Source organism: Plantactinospora sp. WMMC1484, from assembly GCF_049315195.1.
Taxonomy (GTDB): domain Bacteria; phylum Actinomycetota; class Actinomycetes; order Mycobacteriales; family Micromonosporaceae; genus Plantactinospora.
The window spans coordinates 779,384-798,951 of record NZ_CP186055.1 but is presented as its reverse complement, the minus strand read 5'-3'; the positions used below and the strand labels follow the sequence as shown (position 1 = coordinate 798,951).

The window sequence follows — 19,568 nt, the reverse complement described above, 5'->3', positions numbered from 1 at the left end:
CGGGCGCCGGGACTGACGAATGCTGCTGTGTATCGACATCGGTAACACCAACACCGTGCTGGCGACCTTCGAGGGCGAGAAGCTGGTGCACTCCTGGCGGATCAAGACCGACGCCCGCTCCACCGCCGACGAACTCGGCCTCAAGCTGCGCGGGTTGCTGGCCGGTGACGCGGTGGAGATCACCGGGGTGGCCGCCTGCTCCACCGTGCCGGCGGCGCTGCGTTCGCTGCGTACGATGCTGGCCCGCTACTACGGCGACATCCCGAACCTGATCGTGGAGCCGGGGGTGAAGACCGGCGTGCAGTTGGCGATCGACAACCCCAAGGAGGTCGGCGCCGACCGGGTGGTGAACACGCTGGCCGCGTACACCCTCTACGGCGGGCCGTCGATCGTGGTCGACTTCGGCACCACCACCAACTTCGACGTGATCAGCGGCCGGGGGGAGTTCCTCGGCGGGGCGTTCGCGCCCGGCATCGAGATTTCCTTCGACGCCCTGGCCGCCCGGGCGGCGCAGCTGCGCAAGGTGGAGCCGGCGGTTCCCCGATCGGTGATCGGCAAGAACACCGTGGAGTGCCTCCAGGCCGGGATGTACTTCGGTTTCGCCGGCCAGGTGGACCGGATCGTCGAGCGGATGGCGGGGGAGTTGGGCGAGGTGCGGGCGGTGATCGCCACCGGCGGGCTGGCGCCGCTGGTGATCGGTGAGTGTCGGACGATCACCCACCACGAGCCGATGATCACCTTGATCGGGCTGCGAATGGTCTACGTCCGGAACAGGTGATCAGCCGGAGAGACGGCGCGCCGATCCCGGCGGGCGATCCGGCGCCGCCGGGCGGTTCACCGTCGCTGGGCCCGGAGGACGACGGTCCGGTACGGCAGTTCGAAGCTCTCCCGGCCGGCCAGCTCCGGATGACCGGCGGTCAGCTCCCGGATCGCCTCGTCCACCCGCCGCTGCCGCTGCGGGCCCGCCGTCAGGTAGTACGAGCGGGTGCTGATCATCCCGACCAGATCCTCCGGGGTGAGCCGCAGAGCGTGCCGGAACTCGCCCCGCTCGACCGGCGCGAAGTCCGGGCCGTACCCGTCGACTCCCGGGCCGTCGTCCCGGGCACCCCGCCCGCCGAGCAGGTCGACGGTGATCGCGGTCAGCGCGGCCACCCAGGGCACCGTCTCGTCCCGCTGGTTGAAGATCGCCGCGTACGTCCCGCCGGGCCGGAGCAGCCGGGCACCCTCGGCGTGCGCGACGGGGTGGTCGAACCAGTGGTACGCCTGTCCGGCGACGACCGCCTCCACCGCCCCGTCCGGCAGCGGCACCCGCTCGGCGGAACCGGCCAGCGCCACCGTGCCCGGAGTGACGGCGTCGAGCCTGGCCCGCATCCCCGGATCCTGCTCGACCGGTGTCACCTGGTAACCCAGGCCGAGCAGCACCCGGCTGAGGATGCCGGTGCCGGCACCCAGGTCGAGCACCCGGGCCGGGGCCGGCCGGCCGACCGCCCAGCGCACCGCCGGGTCCGGATAGCTCGGCCGGTACCGGTCGTACCGGTCGGCCGCCGCGCCGAAGGAGAGTGCGTGGACCTGATCAGCCATGCTCGGAGGTTATCCAGTGCCCCGCCGTCCCGGCGCTTGAGTACGCTCGGTGCCGAACTCCGCCGATCCGATCTCCGAGGAAGCATGCCGTGAGCCAGCAGATCCCGAACCCCACCGACCCCGTGGACGACCTTCCCGAGCAGATGCGGGTCCGGCGGGAGAAGCGGGAGCGCATGCTCGCCGAGGGCGTCGAGCCGTACCGGACGGGCTATCCGCGTACCGCCACGCTGGCCGAGATCCGGGCTCGCTACGCGGAGCTGCCGACGGACACCGCGAGTGGGGATTCCGCGTCGGTCACCGGCCGGGTGATCTTCATACGCAACACCGGCAAGCTCTGTTTCGCCACCCTTCGGGACGGCGACGGCACCGAGTTGCAGGCGATGCTCTCGCTCGACCGGGTCGGCGCGGATCGACTCGACGCCTGGAAGCGCCTGGTCGACCTCGGTGACCACGTCGGGGTTACCGGTGAGGTGATTACCAGCCGGCGGGGAGAGCTTTCCGTGCTCGCCGATTCCTGGGAGCTGACCGCGAAGGCGCTCCGTCCGCTGCCCGTGGCGCACAAGCCGCTTAGCGAGGAGGCCCGGGTCCGGCAGCGTTATGTCGACCTGATCGTGCGCCCCCGGGCCCGCGAGATGGTACGGACCCGGGCGGCGACGCTGCGTAGTCTGCGTGATTCACTGCACGCCCGGAGTTTCATCGAAGTTGAAACCCCCATGCTGCAACCGCTGCCGGGCGGTGCCACGGCCAGGCCATTCGTGACGCACAGCAATGCGCTAGACACGGATCTGTATCTGCGAATCGCCCCCGAGCTTTTTCTCAAGCGGGCGGTGGTCGGCGGCATCGACCGGGTGTTCGAGATCAACCGCAACTTCCGTAATGAAGGGGTCGACTCTTCGCACTCGCCCGAGTTCGCCATGCTTGAGGCATACGAAGCGTACGGTGACTATGACACTATGGCGACCCTCGTCCGTGAGCTGGTGCAGGGCGCGGCGCTCGCGGTCGCCGGATCGCACGTGGTGCGGCATGCCGACGGCACCGAGTTCGACCTCGGCGGTCAGTGGCGTTCGGTGACCCTCTACGGGGCCCTTTCCGAGGCGCTCGGCGAGGAGGTGACGGTCCGGACCGGCATGGCCGACCTGCTGGGCTACGCCGAAAAGGTCGGCCTGGCGGTGGATCCGAAGTGGGGTCCGGGCAAGCTCGCCGAGGAGCTTTTCGAGGAACTGGTGGTCCCGTCGTTGCGGCAACCCACCTTCGTCCGGGACTACCCGGAAGAGACCAGCCCTCTGGTCCGGGCGCACCCCGACGAGCCGGGCCTCACCGCGAAATGGGACCTCTACGTGCTCGGTTTCGAGCTCGGTACCGGCTACACCGAGCTGGTCGACCCGGTGGTCCAGCGGGAGCGGCTGGTCGCCCAGGCCCAGCGTTCGGCCAAGGGCGACGACGAGGCGATGCGGCTCGACGAGGACTTCCTGCGGGCCATGGAGTACGGAATGCCGCCGCTCGGCGGCACGGGAATGGGAATCGACCGGCTGCTGATGGCCCTCACCGGCCTCGGAATTCGGGAAACCATCCTCTTCCCGATGGTCCGCCCGGAGTAGTTGGCGCCGCCGGCCTCGCGTAGTTTCGCCATCCTATTGACGGAGCAAGCATCTCGCGGGCTATTGTGCTCTTGTTTGCGGCGAACCTGCTCGAAAGGATAGCGACACGTGGCCAAGCAGATCATTCACAAGCTGGTCGATGACCTGGACGGCGGAGACGCGGACGAGACCGTCAAGTTCTCGCTCGACGGCGTGCAGTACGAGATCGACCTCTCGAACAAGAACGCCGGCAAATTGCGGGACCTATTCGCCCCGTACGTGGCGGCCGGCTCGAAGGTCGGTCGCGGCGGCGTGGTCGTCGGTGGTCGGGCCGCACGGGGACGGGGTGGCGCCACTGCCGACCGTGAGCAGAACAAGGCGATCCGGGCCTGGGCCAAGAAGGAAGGCAAGGAGATCTCCGACCGGGGGCGCATCCCCCAGGAGATCGTGGACGAGTACCACGCCAAGGCGGGCCGCTAGGCGTCGTTCTCATCTGATCGCTGTGCGGGGTGGCGGGGCCGGTGTGTCCAGCCACCCCGCGCGCTTTTGCTCGTGCTTCTAGCTGTTATGCGACTATTGGGCGTAATGTCGGTTTCGTCGAAACGCTCTGCCCCCGGCTCCGGTGGGAGCCTCCCTGGCCGGGGTGGAGCCGCCCGGAAGGATCACGCCGACCCGGGAACATCCTGGCGGCCGAGGCGTTATCCACATCCAGTGGACGAAGTTGTCCACAGCCTGTGGACGACGGAGGTCGCCCGTCGGCGCGAGAGTCGGGGATTTCGCTCTGCGCGTACAGCCGGCGGGCCGGGAAGCGGCGCTGAGCGCGGGCGGTTGGGAAAAACGTCGCGACGGTGCTTCTTCTGAGGAACACACGACCTCAGGAGAGTCGGCTCGCGGCGATAGAGTAAGGGAGCACGGACGTCCACCCAGGGCGCCCGAGTGGTGGCCCCGCCACGATGCTTGGACCATCAAGATCGAGTGCGCACGGCACGTGAGGAGCACGAGGGCATGTTCGAGCGGTTCACCGACCGAGCGCGGCGGGTTGTCGTCCTGGCCCAAGAAGAGGCCCGGATGCTCAACCACAACTACATCGGTACGGAGCACATCCTGCTCGGCCTCATCCACGAGGGTGAGGGCGTGGCGGCAAAGGCCCTGGAGAGCCTCGGCATCTCCCTGGAGGGCGTCCGTCAGCAGGTCGAAGAGATCATCGGCCAGGGCCAGCAGGCGCCGAGCGGGCACATCCCGTTCACGCCGCGGGCCAAAAAGGTGCTGGAGCTGTCGCTGCGCGAAGCGTTGCAGCTCGGCCACAACTACATCGGTACGGAGCACATCCTGCTCGGTCTGATCCGCGAGGGTGAGGGCGTCGCCGCCCAGGTGCTGGTGAAGCTCGGCGCTGACCTCAACCGGGTCCGTCAGCAGGTCATCCAGCTCCTCTCCGGCTACCAGGGCAAGGAGCCGGCCGCCGCGGGTACGGCACCGGGCGAGGCGGCGCCGTCGACCAGCCTCGTGCTGGACCAGTTCGGCCGCAACCTGACCCAGGCTGCCCGCGAGGGCAAGCTCGACCCGGTTATCGGGCGCGAGAAGGAGATCGAGCGGGTGATGCAGGTGCTCTCCCGCCGTACGAAGAACAACCCGGTCCTGATCGGGGAGCCCGGGGTCGGCAAGACCGCGGTCGTCGAGGGGCTGTCCCAGCGGATCATCAAGGGCGAGGTGCCCGAGACGCTGAAGGACAAGCAGCTCTACACGCTCGACCTCGGTGCCCTGGTCGCCGGCTCGCGCTACCGCGGTGACTTCGAGGAGCGCCTGAAGAAGGTGCTCAAGGAGATCCGCACCCGGGGCGACATCATCCTGTTCATCGACGAGATCCACACCCTGGTGGGTGCGGGTGCCGCCGAGGGTGCGATCGACGCGGCGAGCATCCTCAAGCCGATGCTGGCCCGTGGCGAGCTGCAGACCATCGGCGCGACCACCCTCGACGAATACCGCAAGCACCTGGAGAAGGACGCCGCCCTGGAGCGGCGGTTCCAGCCGATCCAGGTGGGTGAGCCGTCGCTGGCGCACACCATCGAGATCCTCAAGGGTCTGCGGGACCGGTACGAGGCGCACCACCGGGTGAGCATCACCGACGCCGCGCTGGTCGCGGCGGCGACGCTGGCTGACCGGTACATCTCCGACCGGTTCCTGCCGGACAAGGCGATCGACCTGATCGACGAGGCCGGTGCCCGGATGCGGATCCGCCGGATGACCGCGCCGCCGGACCTGCGGGACTTCGACGAGCGGATCGCCCAGGTCCGCAAGGACAAGGAGTCCGCGATCGACGCGCAGGACTTCGAGCGGGCCGCCCAGCTGCGGGACAAGGAGAAGCAGCTGCTCGGTCAGAAGGCGCAGCGGGAGAAGGAGTGGAAGGCCGGCGACCTGGACGTGGTCTCCGAGGTCGACGACGAGCAGATCGCCGAGGTGCTGGCGAACTGGACCGGCATCCCGGTCTACAAGCTCACCGAGGAGGAGACCTCCCGGCTGCTGCGCATGGAGGACGAGCTGCACAAGCGGGTCGTCGGCCAGGAGGACGCGGTCAAGGCGGTCTCGAAGGCGATCCGGCGTACCCGGGCCGGTCTGAAGGACCCGAAGCGGCCGTCCGGCTCGTTCATCTTCGCCGGTCCGTCCGGTGTCGGTAAGACCGAGCTGTCCAAGGCGCTTGCGGAGTTCCTCTTCGGCAGCGAGGACGCGCTGATCCAGCTCGACATGTCCGAGTTCCACGACCGTTACACGGTCTCGCGGCTGGTCGGGGCGCCTCCCGGCTACGTCGGTTACGACGAGGGTGGCCAGCTCACCGAGAAGGTGCGGCGCCGGCCGTTCTCGGTGGTCCTCTTCGACGAGATCGAGAAGGCACACCCGGATGTCTTCAACACCCTGCTCCAGATCCTGGAGGACGGGCGGTTGACCGACGGCCAGGGCCGGATCGTGGACTTCAAGAACACGGTCATCATCCTGACCACCAACCTGGGCACCAGGGACGTGGCCAAGGCGGTCTCGATGGGCTTCCAGGCCTCCGAGGACTCCGACTCGAACTACGAGCGGATGAAGCAGAAGGTCAACGACGAGCTGAAGCAGCACTTCCGGCCGGAGTTCCTCAACCGGATCGATGACACGATCGTGTTCCACCAGCTCAACGAGGTGGAGATCCTCTCGATCGTGGACATCATGATCCAGCGGATCGAGACCCAGCTCCGCAACAAGGACATGGGCCTCGAGCTGACCGACAACGCCAAGAAGTACCTGGCGAAGAAGGGCTTCGACCCGGTGCTGGGCGCTCGGCCGCTGCGCCGGACGATCCAGCGCGACATCGAGGACAACCTGTCGGAGCGGATCCTGTTCAACGAGTTGACCCCGGGACAGATCGTGGTCGTGGACTGCGAGGGTGACCCGGACAACGTCGACAAGTCCAAGCTGGTCTTCCGCGGTGCGGACAAGCCGGTCGAGGTGCCCGACGCGGTGCCGGCCGACCTCGGCAACACCGCCGCCGCCGGCGCGGACGAATAACAGCACAACACCCGGAAGGGGTCCGGCGGCGCAGCCGCCGGACCCCTTCCGTATGCCGGGAGGTTGCCCCCCGGCTCAGGGAGCGGCCGCCGGCTGCTCACCGGCGAGTACGCAGGCGTCGTCGACCATCTCGACCAGGCCATCCTCGATCAGCCCGGCCAGCGCCCGGGACCGTTGCAGGTCGTCGGCCCAGACCAGATCCAGCCGCTCCCGGGGCACCGGGCCGGTTGCCTCCCGCAGCACCGCCAGCAGCCTGCCCCGGACCTGCCGGTCGGTGCCGGCGTACCGTTGGGGTCGGCGGGTTGGGCCGGGCGGTGCGGTCCGCCCCGACAGCCGCCAGGCACAGCGCGCGGCGAGCGGGCAGTCGACGCACCGGGGAGCGCGGGCGGTGCAGACCAGCGCGCCCAGCTCCATGAACGCGGCGCTGGCTCGGGCGGCCCGCGCAGGTTCCGCCGGCAGCAGCGCCTCCGTGGCGACCAGGTCGGCGGGTCGGGTCGACGGTCCGGCGTCGGGTTCGCCGGCCACCACCCGGGCCACCAGCCGGCGTACGTTGGTGTCCACCACCGGATGCCGCTGGCCGTGGGCGAACGCCGCCACCGCCCGGGCGGTGTACTCGCCGACGCCGGGCAACGCCAGCAACTCCGCCAGCCCCGTCGGCACCTCGCCACCGTGCCGCCGCACCAGCGCCACCGCGCACTCGTGCAGCCGGAGCGCCCGGCGGGGATAGCCGAGCCGCCCCCACATCCGGATCGCCTCGGCCGGGGTGTCAGCGGCCAGCCCCGCCGGTGTGGGCCACCGGTTCAGCCAGGACCGCCAGGCCGGCAGCACCCGCACCACCGGCGTCTGCTGCAACATGACCTCGCTGACCAGGATCGGCCACGCACCGATGCCGGGCTCCCGCCACGGCAGGTCGCGGGCGTTCTCGTCGTACCACCGGATCGCCTCGGCGGCGAGTTGCGTTGTCGACATGGCGCCGTCGATCCTGCCATGCCGTCGGGAGGGCGTCTCGGAGCGTGGGCCGGACGTCGGGTCGTACCCCGGGACGGGCGGTCGATGGGGCAGACTGCCCGGATGAACGAGCTCGCGATCACAGTGATCGGTCCGGACCGCCCCGGCATCGTGGCCGACGTGGCGGAGGCGCTCGCCCAGGTCGGGGCCAACCTGACCGACTCCACGATGACCCGGTTGCGGGGGCACTTCGCGATGACACTGATCTGCGGCGGCCCGTCCGGCGCCGAGGCGGAGGCCGCGCTCGCCCCGGTCGTCGCGGACGGCCCGCTGGTGGCGACGGTTCGCCACGTCGGTGCGGAGGCGACGAGCGAGCCGTTCGGCGAGCCGTATCTGATGGCCGTGCACGGGGCCGACCGGCTCGGCATCGTCGCCGCGCTGACCCGGGTGCTGGCCGAGGCCGGCGGCAACGTGACCGACCTGACCACCCGGTTGACCGGACCGCTCTACGTGCTGGTCGCCGAGGTGGAACTGCGGCCGGAGGCGGCCGAGGGCGTCGCCGCCCGGCTGGCCGAGGTGGCCGCCGGACTCGACGTGGAGGTCACCCTCCGGCGAGCCGACTCGGATCTGCTGTGACCGGGCGTGACACACCCCGGACGGTCGAGGGTGCCGGGACGGCCCAGGACTCCGGACGGGTCGGAGGCTCGGGCTCGGTCGAGACGTGCGGTCTGGGCGACTGGAGCCCGGCGGCGCTCGGCGATCCGGGCCGGGTACGGCCGGTGGTGACCGCGCCGGCCGGGGTGTTGAGTCGGGCCGGCGCCACCGTCGATCCGCTTGACGACGAGGTGGTCCGGCTCGCCGCCGACCTGGTGGCCACCATGCGGGTGTCGCCGGGCTGCGTCGGCCTGGCCGCGCCGCAGATCGGGGTCGGCGCCAGGGTCTTCGCCGTGGACGTGACCGGGCACCCCAAGACCGTCACGTCGCACGGCACCTTCGTGCTCTGCAACGCCGAGGTCGTCGAGGCCAGTCGCTGGCGGCCGGGCCGGGAGGGCTGCATGTCGGTTCCCGACCTCACCGGGGACGTGAAGCGGGCCAGCCGGGTGGTGGTCCGTGGGGTCCTGCCCGGCACCGGGGCGGCCGTCCGGCTCGTCACCGACGGTTTCGAGGCGCGGGCGCTGCAACACGAGATCGACCACTGTGCGGGCCGGCTCTTTCTCGATCGGGTGGCCGGGGCGCACGCGGTCTACCAGCGCCAGGTCTATCTGTGACGCCCGCCGACACCGCGCACCGACCCGGCGCTGCCGCAGGTCGCCGACGGACGGGCCAACGGCGGCGATACGGCGTGGCGGACCTCGGCGCGTCGTGAGAGCCGACACCAGCCGTGCCGATACGGTGAAGACATTATGCGTCTGACGGTTGGCCCCCTTCCGCCCGCCGTGTATTGGCGGCGTCGCGCCGTCGTGCTCGGTGCTCTGTTGCTCTTCCTGATCGTGCTGCTCTACTCCTGCATCGGTATGGGTGAGTCGGGCGATTCCGGGAAGGACGGGCAGGCCAACCCGGGACAGACGACCGGGCCGTCCTCGACGCTCACCCCGCAGGTCGACCCTTCGGCGTCCGGCCCACCCGATGCCGGTGACCCGGATCTGGGCGGTGAGCCGACCGACGTGCCGCCACCGGAGGGTGACGGGACCTCGCTGGAGCCGGCGGGCGGCGGCCAGGTGCCGGCACCGCCGCCGCCGGTCGACAACGAGTGCACCGACGAGGAGATATCGGTCACGCCGGTGCCGTCGCAGACCTCCGCGCGGCGTGGGGAGCCGATCCAGTTGCGACTCAAAATCAAGAATGTGTCCGGCCGTACCTGCAACCGAGACGTCGGCGCAGACCTGCAGGAGCTCTACATCAAGTCCGGGGCCCGGAAGGTCTGGTCGTCGGACGTGTGCAGCGAGGTGCGCTCCAACGACCCTAGGCCGTTCCCGCCCAGCCACGAAAACGAATACACGGTCTCGTGGAACGGCCGGGAGAGTTCCAAGTGTGCCAACCAGCTCGCTGCCGGCCCCTATCCGGCGGCCGGCACCTACCAGCTCTTCGGCCGGCTCGGCAACAAGCACAGCGACCCGGTCCGGATAACCATCACCGGCTGATCCGGTCGGTCGGCTCGGGACCGGCGTGTATCGCCGCCGCCCCGGGCGGGGGTCGTCAGACGTAGCGCTCCAGGATGGACGCCTCGGCGAGCCGGGACAGGCCCTCGCGTACGCCCCGGGCCCGGGCGTCACCGACCCCGTCGACGGCCTGCAGGTCCTCCACGGTGGCGCCGAGCAGCCGTTGCAGGCTGCCGAAGTGCCCGACGAGCCGGTCGACCACCAGCCCGGGCAGCCGGGGCACCTTCGCGAGCAGCCGGAAGCCGCGCGGGCTCACCGCCGCGTCGAGTGCGTCGGAGGCGCCCGGATAGCCGATCGCCTTGGCGACCGCGACCAGGTCGATCAGCTCGGTGGCGGTGAGCAGGTCCAGCTCGACCAGGGCCTCGTCCAGGGTGCGGGCCTTGCGACCGGTCGGCAGGTAGTCGCGGATCACCAGGGTCCGGTCGGCGTCCACCCCGGCCATCAGCTCGTCGAGCTGGAGGGCGAGCAGCCGGCCGTCGGTGCCGAGCTCGACCACGTAGCCGGCGATCTCGTCGGCGATCCGGCGGACCATCTCCAGCCGCTGCACCACGGCGACCGCGTCCCGGACGGTGACCAGATCCTCGATCTCCAGCGCGGAGAGCGTGCCGGAGACCTCGTCGAGGCGGAGCTTGTAGCGCTCCAGCGTCGCCAGCGCCTGGTTGGCCCGGGACAGGATCGCGGCCGAGTCGTCGAGCACGTGCCGCTGACCGTTGACGTAGAGGCTGATGATCCGCATCGACTGACTGACCGAGATCACCGGAAACCCGGTCTGCCGGGCGACCCGCTCGGCGGTGCGATGCCGGGTGCCGGACTCCTCGGTGGGGATCGCCGGATCGGGCATCAGGTGCACGGCGGCCCGGACGATCCGGGTGCCGTCACTGGAGAGCACGACAGCGCCGTCCATCTTGCACAGTTCGCGGACCCGGGTCGCGGAGAATTCGACGTCGAGCGGGAACCCGCCGGTGCAGAGCGTCTCGACGACCCGGTCGTAGCCGAGCACGATCAGCGCACCGGTGCGGCCGCGCAGGATGCGCTCGAGCCCGTCCCGCAGCGCCGTACCCGGCGCCATCAGTGCGAGGTTGGCCCGCAACGGATCTCCGGTCGGCCCTGTCCCGTTCACGGTCAGACCGATGCTGGTAGGGCGCGCCGAGGGCCCGGCGCTGGTGCGGACAGAGGACGCCGCGCTGGCAGTCCGGTTCGCGTCGCGGTCGATCGGCACCCGGACATTCTACGGACCGCCCTGCGTTCGGTGCCGTCGTGGTTACTGTCACGTGCCACTGTGCCTGTTTCCTCCCGTGGGCGGGCCGTCGGTACGGTCCGGAGGACCGGCCGGGTGATGTCCAGTTTGTAGCTGAATAGCGGATCTGGTCGATCATGACGTCCCGCCGGCCACGGGTGACGCCGGCCGCAAGCATGCCATGACCGGGCGAATACGGACCCGCTGTGATGGTATGGTTACTCAGCCGATGTCCGCGCCGCGCACTGCAGCGCCGATCGTACGTCGGTGACTTCCATCACCCGCATGTTCTCCGGGGTCACACCGCTCGACGTCGGGCCGCAGCCGGCCGGCACCAGTGCGTGCCGGAAACCGAGCCGGGCGGCCTCGGCCAGCCGCCGGGGCACGGCGGCGACCCGGCGCACCTCGCCGGTCAGCCCCACCTCACCGATCGCCACCAGGGTCGGCGCGATGGCGAGATTGAGCCCGCCGGAGGCGACCGCCAGAGCGACGGCAAGGTCGGCCGCCGGCTCGACCACCCGGATCCCGCCGACGGTGGCGGCGAAGACCTCCCGGTCGTGCAGGGTCAGCCGCTCCGTCCGGCGCTGCAACACCGCGAGCACCATCGCCAACCGGGCGCTGTCGAGCCCGGAGACCGTCCGCCGGGGCGACCCGGCGACCGTGGCGCCGATCAGCGCCTGCACCTCGGTGACCAGGGCCCGGCGCCCCTCCATCGCCACGGTGACGCAGGTGCCGGGCACCGGGTCGGCGGAGCGGGTCAGGAAGAGCCCGGAGGGATCGGCCAGGCTGGTGATCCCGCCCTCGTGCATCTCGAAGCAGCCGACCTCGTCGGCCGTGCCGAACCGGTTCTTCACCCCCCGCACCATCCGCAGCGAGGAGTGCTTGTCGCCCTCGAAGTGCAGCACCACGTCGACCAGGTGCTCCAGGACCCGGGGCCCGGCGACCTGGCCGTCCTTGGTCACGTGCCCGACCAGCACGGTCGCGATGCCCCGCTCCTTGGCGACCGAGACCAGGGCGGCGGTGACCGCCCGGACCTGGGTGACCCCGCCGGGCACCCCCTCGGTGCCGGGGGTCGTGATGGTCTGCACCGAGTCCAGCACCAGCAGCCCGGGCCCGACCGCGTCGAGATGGCCGAGGACGGCGCCGAGGTCGTTCTCGGCGGCGAGGTAGAGCTGATCGTGCAGGGTGCCCATCCGCTCCGCCCGCAGCCGGACCTGGCTCACCGACTCCTCGCCGCTGACCACCAGCGACGGGCTGCCGGCACCGGCGGCCCACTGCTGCGCGACGTCGAGCAGCAGCGTCGACTTGCCGACCCCGGGCTCACCGGCGAGCAGCACCACCGCGCCGGGGACCAGGCCACCGCCGAGCACCCGGTCCAGCTCGGGGACGCCGGTGGGCCGGGCCCGGGCCGGGGCCGCGCTGATCGTGGCGATCGGCCGGGCCGGCTCGGCGGGCGCCCGGGAACTCACCACCCGCCCTGAGACGGTGGGACCGGTGAGGGTCGACTCGACGACCGCACCCCATTCGCCGCACTCCGGACACCGGCCGACCCACTTGGGTGGCTGGTGCCCGCAGGCGTCGCACTCGTAGGCGGGGCGCGGGTCGCGGCCTGCCGCGCGGCCGCGACCGGAGGCGGGGCGGGAGGTGGCTCGGCTGGTCGTCACCAGAGCACGCTAACCAACCGGTACGACGGAAGCCGCTGGGGCAACCGACGGCCTACTCGTGTTCCTCTTCCTCGCCACCGACGACCGGCGTGCCGGGAGGCGCCGGCTCCAGTGGCACCGTGACCGGTACCTGGACCGGGACCTGGGTGCCGCCGAAGTCGAAGGTCACCTGGATGCTGTGCCCCGGCGGAAGCGCCTCGGTCAGCCCGGTCAGCTCCAGCCACCGGCCGGCGGTCTCCTGGTTGAGCACCACGAACCCGCGGGCCGGGATCTGGATCTCGACGGGCGTGGCCGGGGCGGGGGCGGGGGTGGCCTCCGCCGAGGGGGGTGCCGACGGGCTGCCGCCCGGGGACGGGCTCTGCTCGGTCGCGTCCGGTGAAGGGCTACCGGCGGTCGCCTCCGGCGACGGGCTCGCCGGGGCGCCGCCACCCGGACTCGGCGCGGCCGACGGGCCGGTGAGGGTCACGCCGCCGGCCCCGGCGCTGCTGACCCGGACGGTCACCGGCTCGCCGGTGTCGTTGTAGAGGGTGACGCTCATCGGCGCGCTGGCGCCGGCCGGGTAGCCGGTCGTGCCCGGGTACCCGATGAACGCGTTGCGGACCAGGTAGTTGTTGTCGGGCGACTCCGCGTTGACCCCGAGGTTGGTGGGGATCCGCTCGGCGGTCTCGGCGATCTGGCCCGCGCCGCACCCGGACAGCAGCAGGGCGGCGCCGGCTGCCGTACCGGCCAGCACCGCAGCAGCCCGCCGAGCCCCACTGATCGAGCGCGTCACCTGGTCCTCCTCATTGCGATCCCGGTCGCCGTCGCGAACGGTGCCGTCGCGATCTCCGGCTCGGCCGCCCGGCCACGAGGGCCGTACCCGGCTCAACGGGCTCCAGGGTAGTGGGCGGTGATCCGCTCCCGTACGCCGACCCGGCATCCCGGTCAGCCCCGTCCCGACGGGACCGACCTGGGCCACCCGGCCGGTCAGACCACCCGGCCGCTCGTCACCAGCAGCACGACATCGATCAGCGCCACGAGCATGACGGCCCGGAAGACGGCCACCGGGCGGTCGCCCCGGGCGGCGGCGGCCCGGCTCGCGTACCAGCCGAGCGGCGGGACCACGGCGGCGACCGCGACCGCCGCCAGCCCGGCCCAGGACGGTGGCCCGGGCGGCCCCGCCACCAGCGTCGCGGTCGCCGCCAGGAGCAGCCCGGCGGCGGCGACGCGGGAACCGGCCGGGCCGAGCCGGTGCGGCAGCCCGCGTACCCCGGTCCGCTCGTCGTCGGCCAGGTCCGGCAGGACGTTCGCGAAGTGCGCCCCGGCGCCGAGCAGCGCGCCCGCCGCCACCAGCCAGGCCGGCGGGATGGGCGCGCCGGGCAGCCCGAGCACGACAAGGGCCGGCAACGTCCCGAACGAGACCGCGTACGGCAGCACCGAGAGCGGGGTGGACTTCAGCGGCCAGTTGTAGAGCAGGGCGGAGACCAGAGCGAGGGTGGCCGCCCCGGCGGCGGCCGGCTCGAGGAGGAGCACCGGCAGTGGGGTGAGCACGGCGGCGAGTACCCCGGCCACGGTCACCAGCCGGCGATTGATCACGCCGCTGGCCACCGGTTTGTCCCGGCGCCCGACGGCAGCGTCCCGGTCGGCGTCGATCCGGTCGTTGGTCCAGCCGACGGCGAGCTGGCTGGCGAGCACGGTGAGCGCCACGGCCGCGATGCCGCCCGGTGAATGCCCGACGCCCCAGGCGAGCAGGGCGGAGACGGCGGTCACCGCCACCGCCGGCTCGGGATGGCTCGCCCGGACCAGCCCTAACACCACATGCGACATATGGGAAGTCTGGTTGTTACCGCGCGGTCGTGCCAGGCTCGATCGCATGCGGATGGCGCGGACCAGGTCGGACACGGGCGGCGGGGCCACGGCGCCCGGTGGCCGGTCCCGCGCGCTGCCGCGCAACGACCCCCGGCAGTACGACGACCTCGCCGACCAGTGGTGGCAGCCGGACGGCGCCTTCGCCATGCTGCACTGGCTGGCCGAGGCCCGCGCCGGGCTGGTGCCGCCGGCCGCCCGCCCCGGGGCGGTTCTGGTCGACCTCGGCTGCGGCGCCGGGCTGCTCGCCCCCCGGGTGGCCGGCAGGGGCTACCGGCACGTCGGGGTCGACCTGGTCGGCTCCGCCCTCGCCCAGGCCGCCGCGCACGGTGTGCGTCCGGTCAACGGGGATGCCGGGGCGGTGCCGCTGGCCGACGGCTGCGCGGACCTGGTGGCCGCCGGCGAGGTGCTGGAGCACGTGCCGGACTGGCGGCGGGTGGTCGCCGAGGCGGCCCGGCTGCTCCGGCCCGGCGGCACGCTGGTGCTGGACACGCTCAACGACACCGCGCTGAGCCGCCTGCTGGCGGTGCGGGTGGCCGAGATGTTCCGGGGCGTGCCCCGGGGGATCCACGATCCCCGGCTCTTCGTCGACTCGGGTGAGCTGGTGCGGGAGTGTGCCCGGCACGGTATCGCGCTGCGGGTCCGGGGCATCCGGCCGGCCGTCTGGGGCACGGCGCGCTGGCTGCTGCGCCGCGCCGCCGCCCGCCCTGGCGCCCCGGCCGCCGCCGTCCCCGACCCGATCGGCACCGACGGCACGGGCGGCGTAGGCGGCTCGGCCAGCACGGCCACGTCGGCACCGGCCGGCCGGAGCGCGCCACGGATCGTGCCGACCTGGTCGGCGGCGGTGCTCTACCAGGGGTGGGGCACCAAGAACGGATAGCGGCGGGCGACAGCACCGGCCGCCGGCCGGTGCGGGAGGGGACACGGATGACGGTGGACGCGCTCGCAGCGGCACGTCGGGTGGCGCCGAGACTGGCGGCCCGGGCGGCCGGACACGACCGGGACGGCACGTTTCCGGTCGAGGACTTCGCCGACCTGCGTTCGGCCGGGCTCTTCGGGCTGATGGTGCCGCCGAGGCTGGGCGGCCTCGGCGCCACCTTCGCCGGGTACGCGGCGGTCGCCACCGAGCTGGCCAGGGGGAACGGCGCCACCGCGCTGGTCTTCAACATGCACGCCTCGGTCACCGGTGCACTCGGCGCGCTGACCGAGGAGTTGGCCGAGGCGCTGGGCGTACCGTCCGAGGCGCTGGCGGCCCGGGACCGGCTGCTCGCCGAGGCGGCCGCCGGCGCCTGGTACGCCGTGGCGATGAGCGAGCGCGGCGTCGGCTCCCGGCTGTCGAAGCTGAGCACGACCTACGAGCCGGTGGAGGGCGGTTACCACATCAAGGGTGCCAAGACCTTCTGCTCGGGGGCGGGGCACGCGGACGCGTACCTCGTCGCCGCCCGCAGCGTCGCCGACCAGTCGGTGGTGTCGCAGTTCCTGGTCCCGGCCGGTCCGGACGGGCTGCACGTCGAGCCGACCTGGGACTCGCTCGGGATGCGGGCCACCGCCTCGCACGACCTGCACCTGGACGTCGTCGTGCCGGCCGACCGGCTGCTCGGCGGGGTGGAGGGGCTGGCGCTGGTGGTCGCGCAGCTCATGCCGCACTGGCTGGTGGCCAGCTACGCCGCCGTCTACGTCGGGGTGGCCCGGGCGGCGGTCGACGCCGCCGTCGAGCACCTGACCGCACGCGGGCTGGACGGACTGCCGGCGGTGCGCGCCCGGCTCGGCCGGGCGGACGCCGCCACCGCCGCCGCCGGGCTGGCGGTGACCGAGGCGGCCCGCCGGGTCGACGGGGCCCCGGGCGACGCCGAGACGAACCGCTGGGTGTGGCGGGCCAAGCTGCTCGCCGGGACGACCGCCGCGGAGGTGGCGGCCTCGATGGTGGAGGCGGCGGGCACCTCGGCGACCCGCCGGGGGCATCCGCTGGAACGCCTCTACCGGGACGCCCGCTGCGGCTCGCTGCACCCGGCGACCTCGGACGTCTGCGCGGACTGGCTCGGCATCGCCGCCCTCGGCGGCGACCCGGACCTGGACGCCTCGACTCCACGGTGGTGAGGCGCGCGGTGACGGGGTATCGAGGAGGTGACCGTCAGCTCCGGCGCTCCCGCCCGGTGCGGTGTGGACGGCCGGCGCGACCGCCGCCGCCGGCCGCACCGCGAGCGGTGCGCCCGGCCGGCGAGTCCCGAGGTCACGCTCGGGGGTTGGGCTCGATGGGCGCGCGGGGTGCGCAGTCGCGATCGGAGGACGGGTTGTGAGCGGAAGCAGGCAGGACGGCTCCGGCGTGGTCGTCGGCGTCGGTGTGGCGCTACCACCGAGGGCGAGCCAGGAGGAACTGTGGGCGGGCTTCTTCGCCCGGCACTTCTCCGGAGCAACCCGGGCGCTCGCCGAGCGGATCTTCGCCAACTCCGGCGTACGGCACCGGCAGGCGGCGGTCAGCCCGCTGTTGGAGGACGTCTCCGACTGGCCGACCGAGCGCCGGATGCGCCGCTACCAGATCGAGGCGCTGCCGCTGGGCAAGGAGGCGGTCGGCCGGGCACTGACCGACGCCGGCCTCACGGCGGGGCAGATCGGCCTCTTCGTGGTCTGCTCCTGCACCGGGTACGCCACACCGGGCCTGGACATCCTGCTGGCCCGGGACATGGGAATGGCACCCGACACCCAGCGGATGTTCGTCGGCCACATGGGCTGTTACGCGGCGCTGCCCGGGCTCGCCGCCGCGAACGACTTCGTCGCCGCCCGGGGCCGTCCGGCGCTGCTGCTCTGCGCCGAACTGACCAGCCTGCACCTCCAGCCCTCCACGGCCCGGATGGACACCCAGCAGATCATTTCGCACGCACTCTTCTCCGACGCGGCGGTCGCCGTCGTGATCGCCCCGACCACCCGCCCCGGGTACGCGGTCCGCGAGGTCACCGCCGTCACCGACACCTCGACGGCCGACCACATGACCTGGGAGCTGACCGACACCGGGTTCCGGATGGGACTGTCGCCGAAGGTGCCGCAGGTGCTGGCGGCGCACGTGACCGACCTGGTCACCGATCTGTTGGCCCGGCACGGTCGGCGGATATCCGAGGTGGACGGCTGGGCGGTGCATCCGGGCGGGCCCCGGATCCTCAACGTGGTGGAGGAGGAGTTGGGACTGCCGCCGGAGGCGCTGGCCACCTCCCGGGCGGTCCTCGGCGAGCACGGCAACTGTTCGTCGCCGACGTCTTTGCTCATCCTGGAACGCCTGCGGCGGGCGGACGTTCCACCCCGTACCGTGGTAATGCTCGCCTTCGGCCCCGGATTGACCCTCTACGCGGCCCTGCTGGACCGGCAGCCGGGAGTGGCGGCGGTGCGCGGCCGGCCGGCGTGACCGGCCGGGGTGACTCCTGGGGACAGGTGCGCGGTGCCGACGACAGGGAGGCGACCGGATGCGTAGGTTGGCTCTGACGATGGCGGCGGTGCTGCTGGTCGGGATCGGCGGCTGGTGGTCGGTCAGGTCGGCGCCGAAGCCGCCCCGGCCGGGGCAGGCCGGGGTCGACGCGCCGGTGGTCGGCTCCGGGGGCGGCGGCGCGGACCTGGCCGGCGAGCGGGGCGAGGGTGCGGCGGCGCAGGCCCTGCCCCGCTTTCCGGAGACGCTCTGGCGCCAGACGGCAACGCTGGACCAGCGCAGGTTCGTCACCTGGTCGGTGCAGACCCATCCGGGTGGTCGCTACCTGCTCCAGTACGTCTGCGTCAGCGACGGCCAGCTCTACGTGCGGGTGGTGCGCGGGGTGGCGGGGAGCTGGTCGAGGTCGGTGAGCTGCCCCGGGCCGTTCGGTAGCGTCCAGCTTGTCGCGACCGGGGACGAGCTGACCATCGGGGCCCGGCGGCTGAACCACCGGCACGTGAAGGTGGTCCTCCAGGTGGTCGACCTCTCCTGACCCGGGGCGGGGTTCGGGCAGCGGCGTTCAGGCGGCGGCGTTCAGGCGGCGGTCAGCAGGCCGGACAGGTCGGGCTGGTAGTCCGCCGCCGAGGTGAGGTCCGGCACCGTCCGCACGATCCGGCCCGAGCGGCTGGCCAGTACGACGCTGACCGCCCCGCCGGCGTCGTTCAGGTGCAGCGCGGTCCGCAGCTCCGAGGTCGGGTCGGTCAGGTGGCGCGGCGTCCGGGCCGGTGGCGCGACGGGCCGGGCGCTCGGCACGGCCCGGCGGCTGCTGACCGCCAGTACGGCGACCCCGGGCGGAGCGGACCGGACGGCGGCGTCGAGTTCCCCGGTGCAGGCGCAGCCGTCGACCAGCATGATCACGGCGGGGAGCAGCCCGCGCAACGGGACGAGTTGACCGTCCTCGCCCACCAGGTCGAGCGCCGGCAGGGCACCTCCGGGGGTGGTGCCCGGGTTGCTCGGGCTGGTCCGGCCGGTGGCCTGGGGGCGTTGCTGGCCGGGCCAGGTGATCGCGAAGAGGCTGGTCAGGGTCGCCAGCAGTGCGACCGACATGATCAGGAGACAGAGCCGGAGCGGGGACCGGCCGGCGGTGGCCGAGGGCAGTCCGAGCAGCCTCCGCCACACGTCGTGACGGGCGTGTAACCGTAGCTCGCGGCGGACCTCGGCGGCTTCGGCGGCGAGTTCGGCGGGATCGTCGGGGATGACTATCCGCCCCCACTCGGCCGGCAGGTCGGGCAGGCCCTCGAACGGGCCGTTCTCCGGCCTGCCGTCGCCATCCGCCGACGTGCTCATGCGCACCCCCTGGCTCGCACCTGAGGTGTGAACGGGTTGTCGTCCCAGCCTCCCCCACCGGAGGTCGTACCGCCAGTGGGGGCGGCGCCGGGCGCGGAAGAGATATGCTGGAAGAACCGCAACGCCCTAGATCCGATTTTTCCGATCCGTCTTGTCGGCCGGTGATCCGTGTGTCACAGAGCGTGCCTAAATCCATGGATTCCTGCCGTGTCAAGCCGAAGAAAGACCTCTCACAGGGCCTCTGAGCTGCGCTAACGGTCAGGACTGCGGTGGGACATCGGT

At 72.3% G+C, this 19,568-nt stretch carries 18 protein-coding genes; 11 read left to right on the top strand and 7 right to left on the bottom strand.

The features are described 5' to 3' along the window. The first annotated feature begins 19 nt into the window (after window positions 1-19). The gene (locus tag ACN28C_RS03535; protein WP_422772176.1) at window positions 20-778 is read left to right on the top strand and encodes a type III pantothenate kinase; all 759 of its coding nucleotides are present in this window, start codon (window positions 20-22) and stop codon (window positions 776-778) included. A 56-nt stretch (window positions 779-834) separates the two neighbouring features. Here ACN28C_RS03535 and ACN28C_RS03530 read toward each other — a convergent pair whose 3' ends face one another. Then, window positions 835-1,581: a class I SAM-dependent methyltransferase gene (locus ACN28C_RS03530; RefSeq protein WP_422772175.1), complete on the bottom strand. Its 747-nt coding sequence runs from the start codon at window positions 1,579-1,581 to the stop codon at window positions 835-837. Window positions 1,582-1,724: 143 nt separating this feature from the next. Between ACN28C_RS03530 and lysS the strand changes: the two genes are divergently transcribed. From lysS to ACN28C_RS03515, 3 genes are all read left to right on the top strand, one after another. After that, a complete protein-coding gene (gene lysS / locus ACN28C_RS03525) occupies window positions 1,725-3,179 on the top strand; it encodes a lysine--tRNA ligase (RefSeq protein ID WP_422774500.1) in 1,455 nt (484 codons plus the stop codon). A gap of 108 nt (window positions 3,180-3,287) precedes the next feature. Continuing rightward, the gene (locus ACN28C_RS03520) at window positions 3,288-3,638 is read left to right on the top strand and encodes a histone-like nucleoid-structuring protein Lsr2 (protein WP_421496606.1); all 351 of its coding nucleotides are present in this window, start codon (window positions 3,288-3,290) and stop codon (window positions 3,636-3,638) included. A 525-nt stretch (window positions 3,639-4,163) separates the two neighbouring features. Then, window positions 4,164-6,695: an ATP-dependent Clp protease ATP-binding subunit gene (locus ACN28C_RS03515; RefSeq protein WP_422774499.1), complete on the top strand. Its 2,532-nt coding sequence runs from the start codon at window positions 4,164-4,166 to the stop codon at window positions 6,693-6,695. Between the two features lie 75 nt (window positions 6,696-6,770). Here the strand turns inward: ACN28C_RS03515 and ACN28C_RS03510 are convergent, their stop codons facing one another. After that, on the bottom strand, window positions 6,771-7,664 hold the full coding sequence (locus tag ACN28C_RS03510) for an A/G-specific adenine glycosylase (protein WP_422772174.1): 894 nt from the start codon (window positions 7,662-7,664) through the stop codon (window positions 6,771-6,773). Window positions 7,665-7,766: 102 nt separating this feature from the next. On the opposite strand from ACN28C_RS03510, the gene ACN28C_RS03505 reads away from it, so the two are divergent. The 3 genes from ACN28C_RS03505 to ACN28C_RS03495 all read left to right on the top strand — a co-directional run bounded on the left by ACN28C_RS03505 (window position 7,767) and on the right by ACN28C_RS03495 (window position 9,784). Then, entirely contained in the window at window positions 7,767-8,279 is a 513-nt protein-coding gene (locus ACN28C_RS03505) for a glycine cleavage system protein R (protein WP_422772173.1), read from the top strand. A gap of 92 nt (window positions 8,280-8,371) precedes the next feature. Continuing rightward, the gene (locus tag ACN28C_RS03500; protein WP_422774498.1) at window positions 8,372-8,911 is read left to right on the top strand and encodes a peptide deformylase; all 540 of its coding nucleotides are present in this window, start codon (window positions 8,372-8,374) and stop codon (window positions 8,909-8,911) included. A 135-nt stretch (window positions 8,912-9,046) separates the two neighbouring features. Continuing rightward, window positions 9,047-9,784 carry a hypothetical protein gene (locus ACN28C_RS03495; RefSeq protein ID WP_422772172.1) on the top strand — a complete coding sequence of 246 codons (738 nt, stop codon included), beginning with the start codon at window positions 9,047-9,049 and terminating at the stop codon, window positions 9,782-9,784. A gap of 55 nt (window positions 9,785-9,839) precedes the next feature. Here ACN28C_RS03495 and disA read toward each other — a convergent pair whose 3' ends face one another. The 4 genes from disA to ACN28C_RS03475 all read right to left on the bottom strand — a co-directional run bounded on the left by disA (window position 9,840) and on the right by ACN28C_RS03475 (window position 14,557). After that, window positions 9,840-11,021: a DNA integrity scanning diadenylate cyclase DisA gene (gene disA, locus ACN28C_RS03490; protein WP_422772171.1), complete on the bottom strand. Its 1,182-nt coding sequence runs from the start codon at window positions 11,019-11,021 to the stop codon at window positions 9,840-9,842. Window positions 11,022-11,257: 236 nt separating this feature from the next. Then, window positions 11,258-12,703 (bottom strand): DNA repair protein RadA, encoded by a 1,446-nt coding sequence (gene radA, locus ACN28C_RS03485; RefSeq protein ID WP_422772170.1) that lies wholly within the window; start codon window positions 12,701-12,703, stop codon window positions 11,258-11,260. Between the two features lie 52 nt (window positions 12,704-12,755). Then, on the bottom strand, window positions 12,756-13,475 hold the full coding sequence (locus ACN28C_RS03480) for a hypothetical protein (RefSeq protein WP_422772169.1): 720 nt from the start codon (window positions 13,473-13,475) through the stop codon (window positions 12,756-12,758). 194 nt (window positions 13,476-13,669) lie between these two features. Beyond that, entirely contained in the window at window positions 13,670-14,557 is an 888-nt protein-coding gene (locus tag ACN28C_RS03475) for a UbiA family prenyltransferase (RefSeq protein ID WP_422772168.1), read from the bottom strand. 4 nt (window positions 14,558-14,561) lie between these two features. Between ACN28C_RS03475 and ACN28C_RS03470 the strand changes: the two genes are divergently transcribed. The 4 genes from ACN28C_RS03470 to ACN28C_RS03455 all read left to right on the top strand — a co-directional run bounded on the left by ACN28C_RS03470 (window position 14,562) and on the right by ACN28C_RS03455 (window position 18,492). Continuing rightward, window positions 14,562-15,428, top strand: a complete 867-nt coding sequence (locus ACN28C_RS03470; protein ID WP_422774497.1) for a methyltransferase domain-containing protein — start codon at window positions 14,562-14,564, stop codon at window positions 15,426-15,428. Window positions 15,429-15,475: 47 nt separating this feature from the next. After that, window positions 15,476-16,645: an acyl-CoA dehydrogenase family protein gene (locus tag ACN28C_RS03465; protein ID WP_422772167.1), complete on the top strand. Its 1,170-nt coding sequence runs from the start codon at window positions 15,476-15,478 to the stop codon at window positions 16,643-16,645. 196 nt (window positions 16,646-16,841) lie between these two features. Continuing rightward, window positions 16,842-17,942 carry a type III polyketide synthase gene (locus ACN28C_RS03460; protein WP_422772166.1) on the top strand — a complete coding sequence of 367 codons (1,101 nt, stop codon included), beginning with the start codon at window positions 16,842-16,844 and terminating at the stop codon, window positions 17,940-17,942. Between the two features lie 58 nt (window positions 17,943-18,000). Then, complete coding sequence (locus tag ACN28C_RS03455; protein WP_422772165.1) at window positions 18,001-18,492, top strand: hypothetical protein; 492 nt, start codon at window positions 18,001-18,003, stop codon at window positions 18,490-18,492. Between the two features lie 41 nt (window positions 18,493-18,533). Here the strand turns inward: ACN28C_RS03455 and ACN28C_RS03450 are convergent, their stop codons facing one another. After that, on the bottom strand, window positions 18,534-19,286 hold the full coding sequence (locus ACN28C_RS03450; RefSeq protein ID WP_422772164.1) for a hypothetical protein: 753 nt from the start codon (window positions 19,284-19,286) through the stop codon (window positions 18,534-18,536). Window positions 19,287-19,568: the final 282 nt, after the last annotated feature.

What these genes read in the sequence shown, in the direction of transcription:
- ACN28C_RS03535 (WP_422772176.1), top strand. Translation starts at nt 20, where the DNA reads ATGCTGCTGTGTATCGACATCGGTAACACCAACACCGTGCTGGCGACC.
- ACN28C_RS03530 (WP_422772175.1), bottom strand. Translation starts at nt 1,581, where the DNA reads ATGGCTGATCAGGTCCACGCACTCTCCTTCGGCGCGGCGGCCGACCGG.
- lysS (WP_422774500.1), top strand. Translation starts at nt 1,725, where the DNA reads ATGCGGGTCCGGCGGGAGAAGCGGGAGCGCATGCTCGCCGAGGGCGTC.
- ACN28C_RS03515 (WP_422774499.1), top strand. Translation starts at nt 4,164, where the DNA reads ATGTTCGAGCGGTTCACCGACCGAGCGCGGCGGGTTGTCGTCCTGGCC.
- ACN28C_RS03510 (WP_422772174.1), bottom strand. Translation starts at nt 7,664, where the DNA reads ATGTCGACAACGCAACTCGCCGCCGAGGCGATCCGGTGGTACGACGAG.
- ACN28C_RS03505 (WP_422772173.1), top strand. Translation starts at nt 7,767, where the DNA reads ATGAACGAGCTCGCGATCACAGTGATCGGTCCGGACCGCCCCGGCATC.
- ACN28C_RS03495 (WP_422772172.1), top strand. Translation starts at nt 9,047, where the DNA reads ATGCGTCTGACGGTTGGCCCCCTTCCGCCCGCCGTGTATTGGCGGCGT.
- ACN28C_RS03475 (WP_422772168.1), bottom strand. Translation starts at nt 14,557, where the DNA reads ATGCGATCGAGCCTGGCACGACCGCGCGGTAACAACCAGACTTCCCAT.
- ACN28C_RS03470 (WP_422774497.1), top strand. Translation starts at nt 14,562, where the DNA reads ATGGCGCGGACCAGGTCGGACACGGGCGGCGGGGCCACGGCGCCCGGT.
- ACN28C_RS03465 (WP_422772167.1), top strand. Translation starts at nt 15,476, where the DNA reads ATGACGGTGGACGCGCTCGCAGCGGCACGTCGGGTGGCGCCGAGACTG.
- ACN28C_RS03455 (WP_422772165.1), top strand. Translation starts at nt 18,001, where the DNA reads ATGCGTAGGTTGGCTCTGACGATGGCGGCGGTGCTGCTGGTCGGGATC.
- ACN28C_RS03450 (WP_422772164.1), bottom strand. Translation starts at nt 19,286, where the DNA reads ATGAGCACGTCGGCGGATGGCGACGGCAGGCCGGAGAACGGCCCGTTC.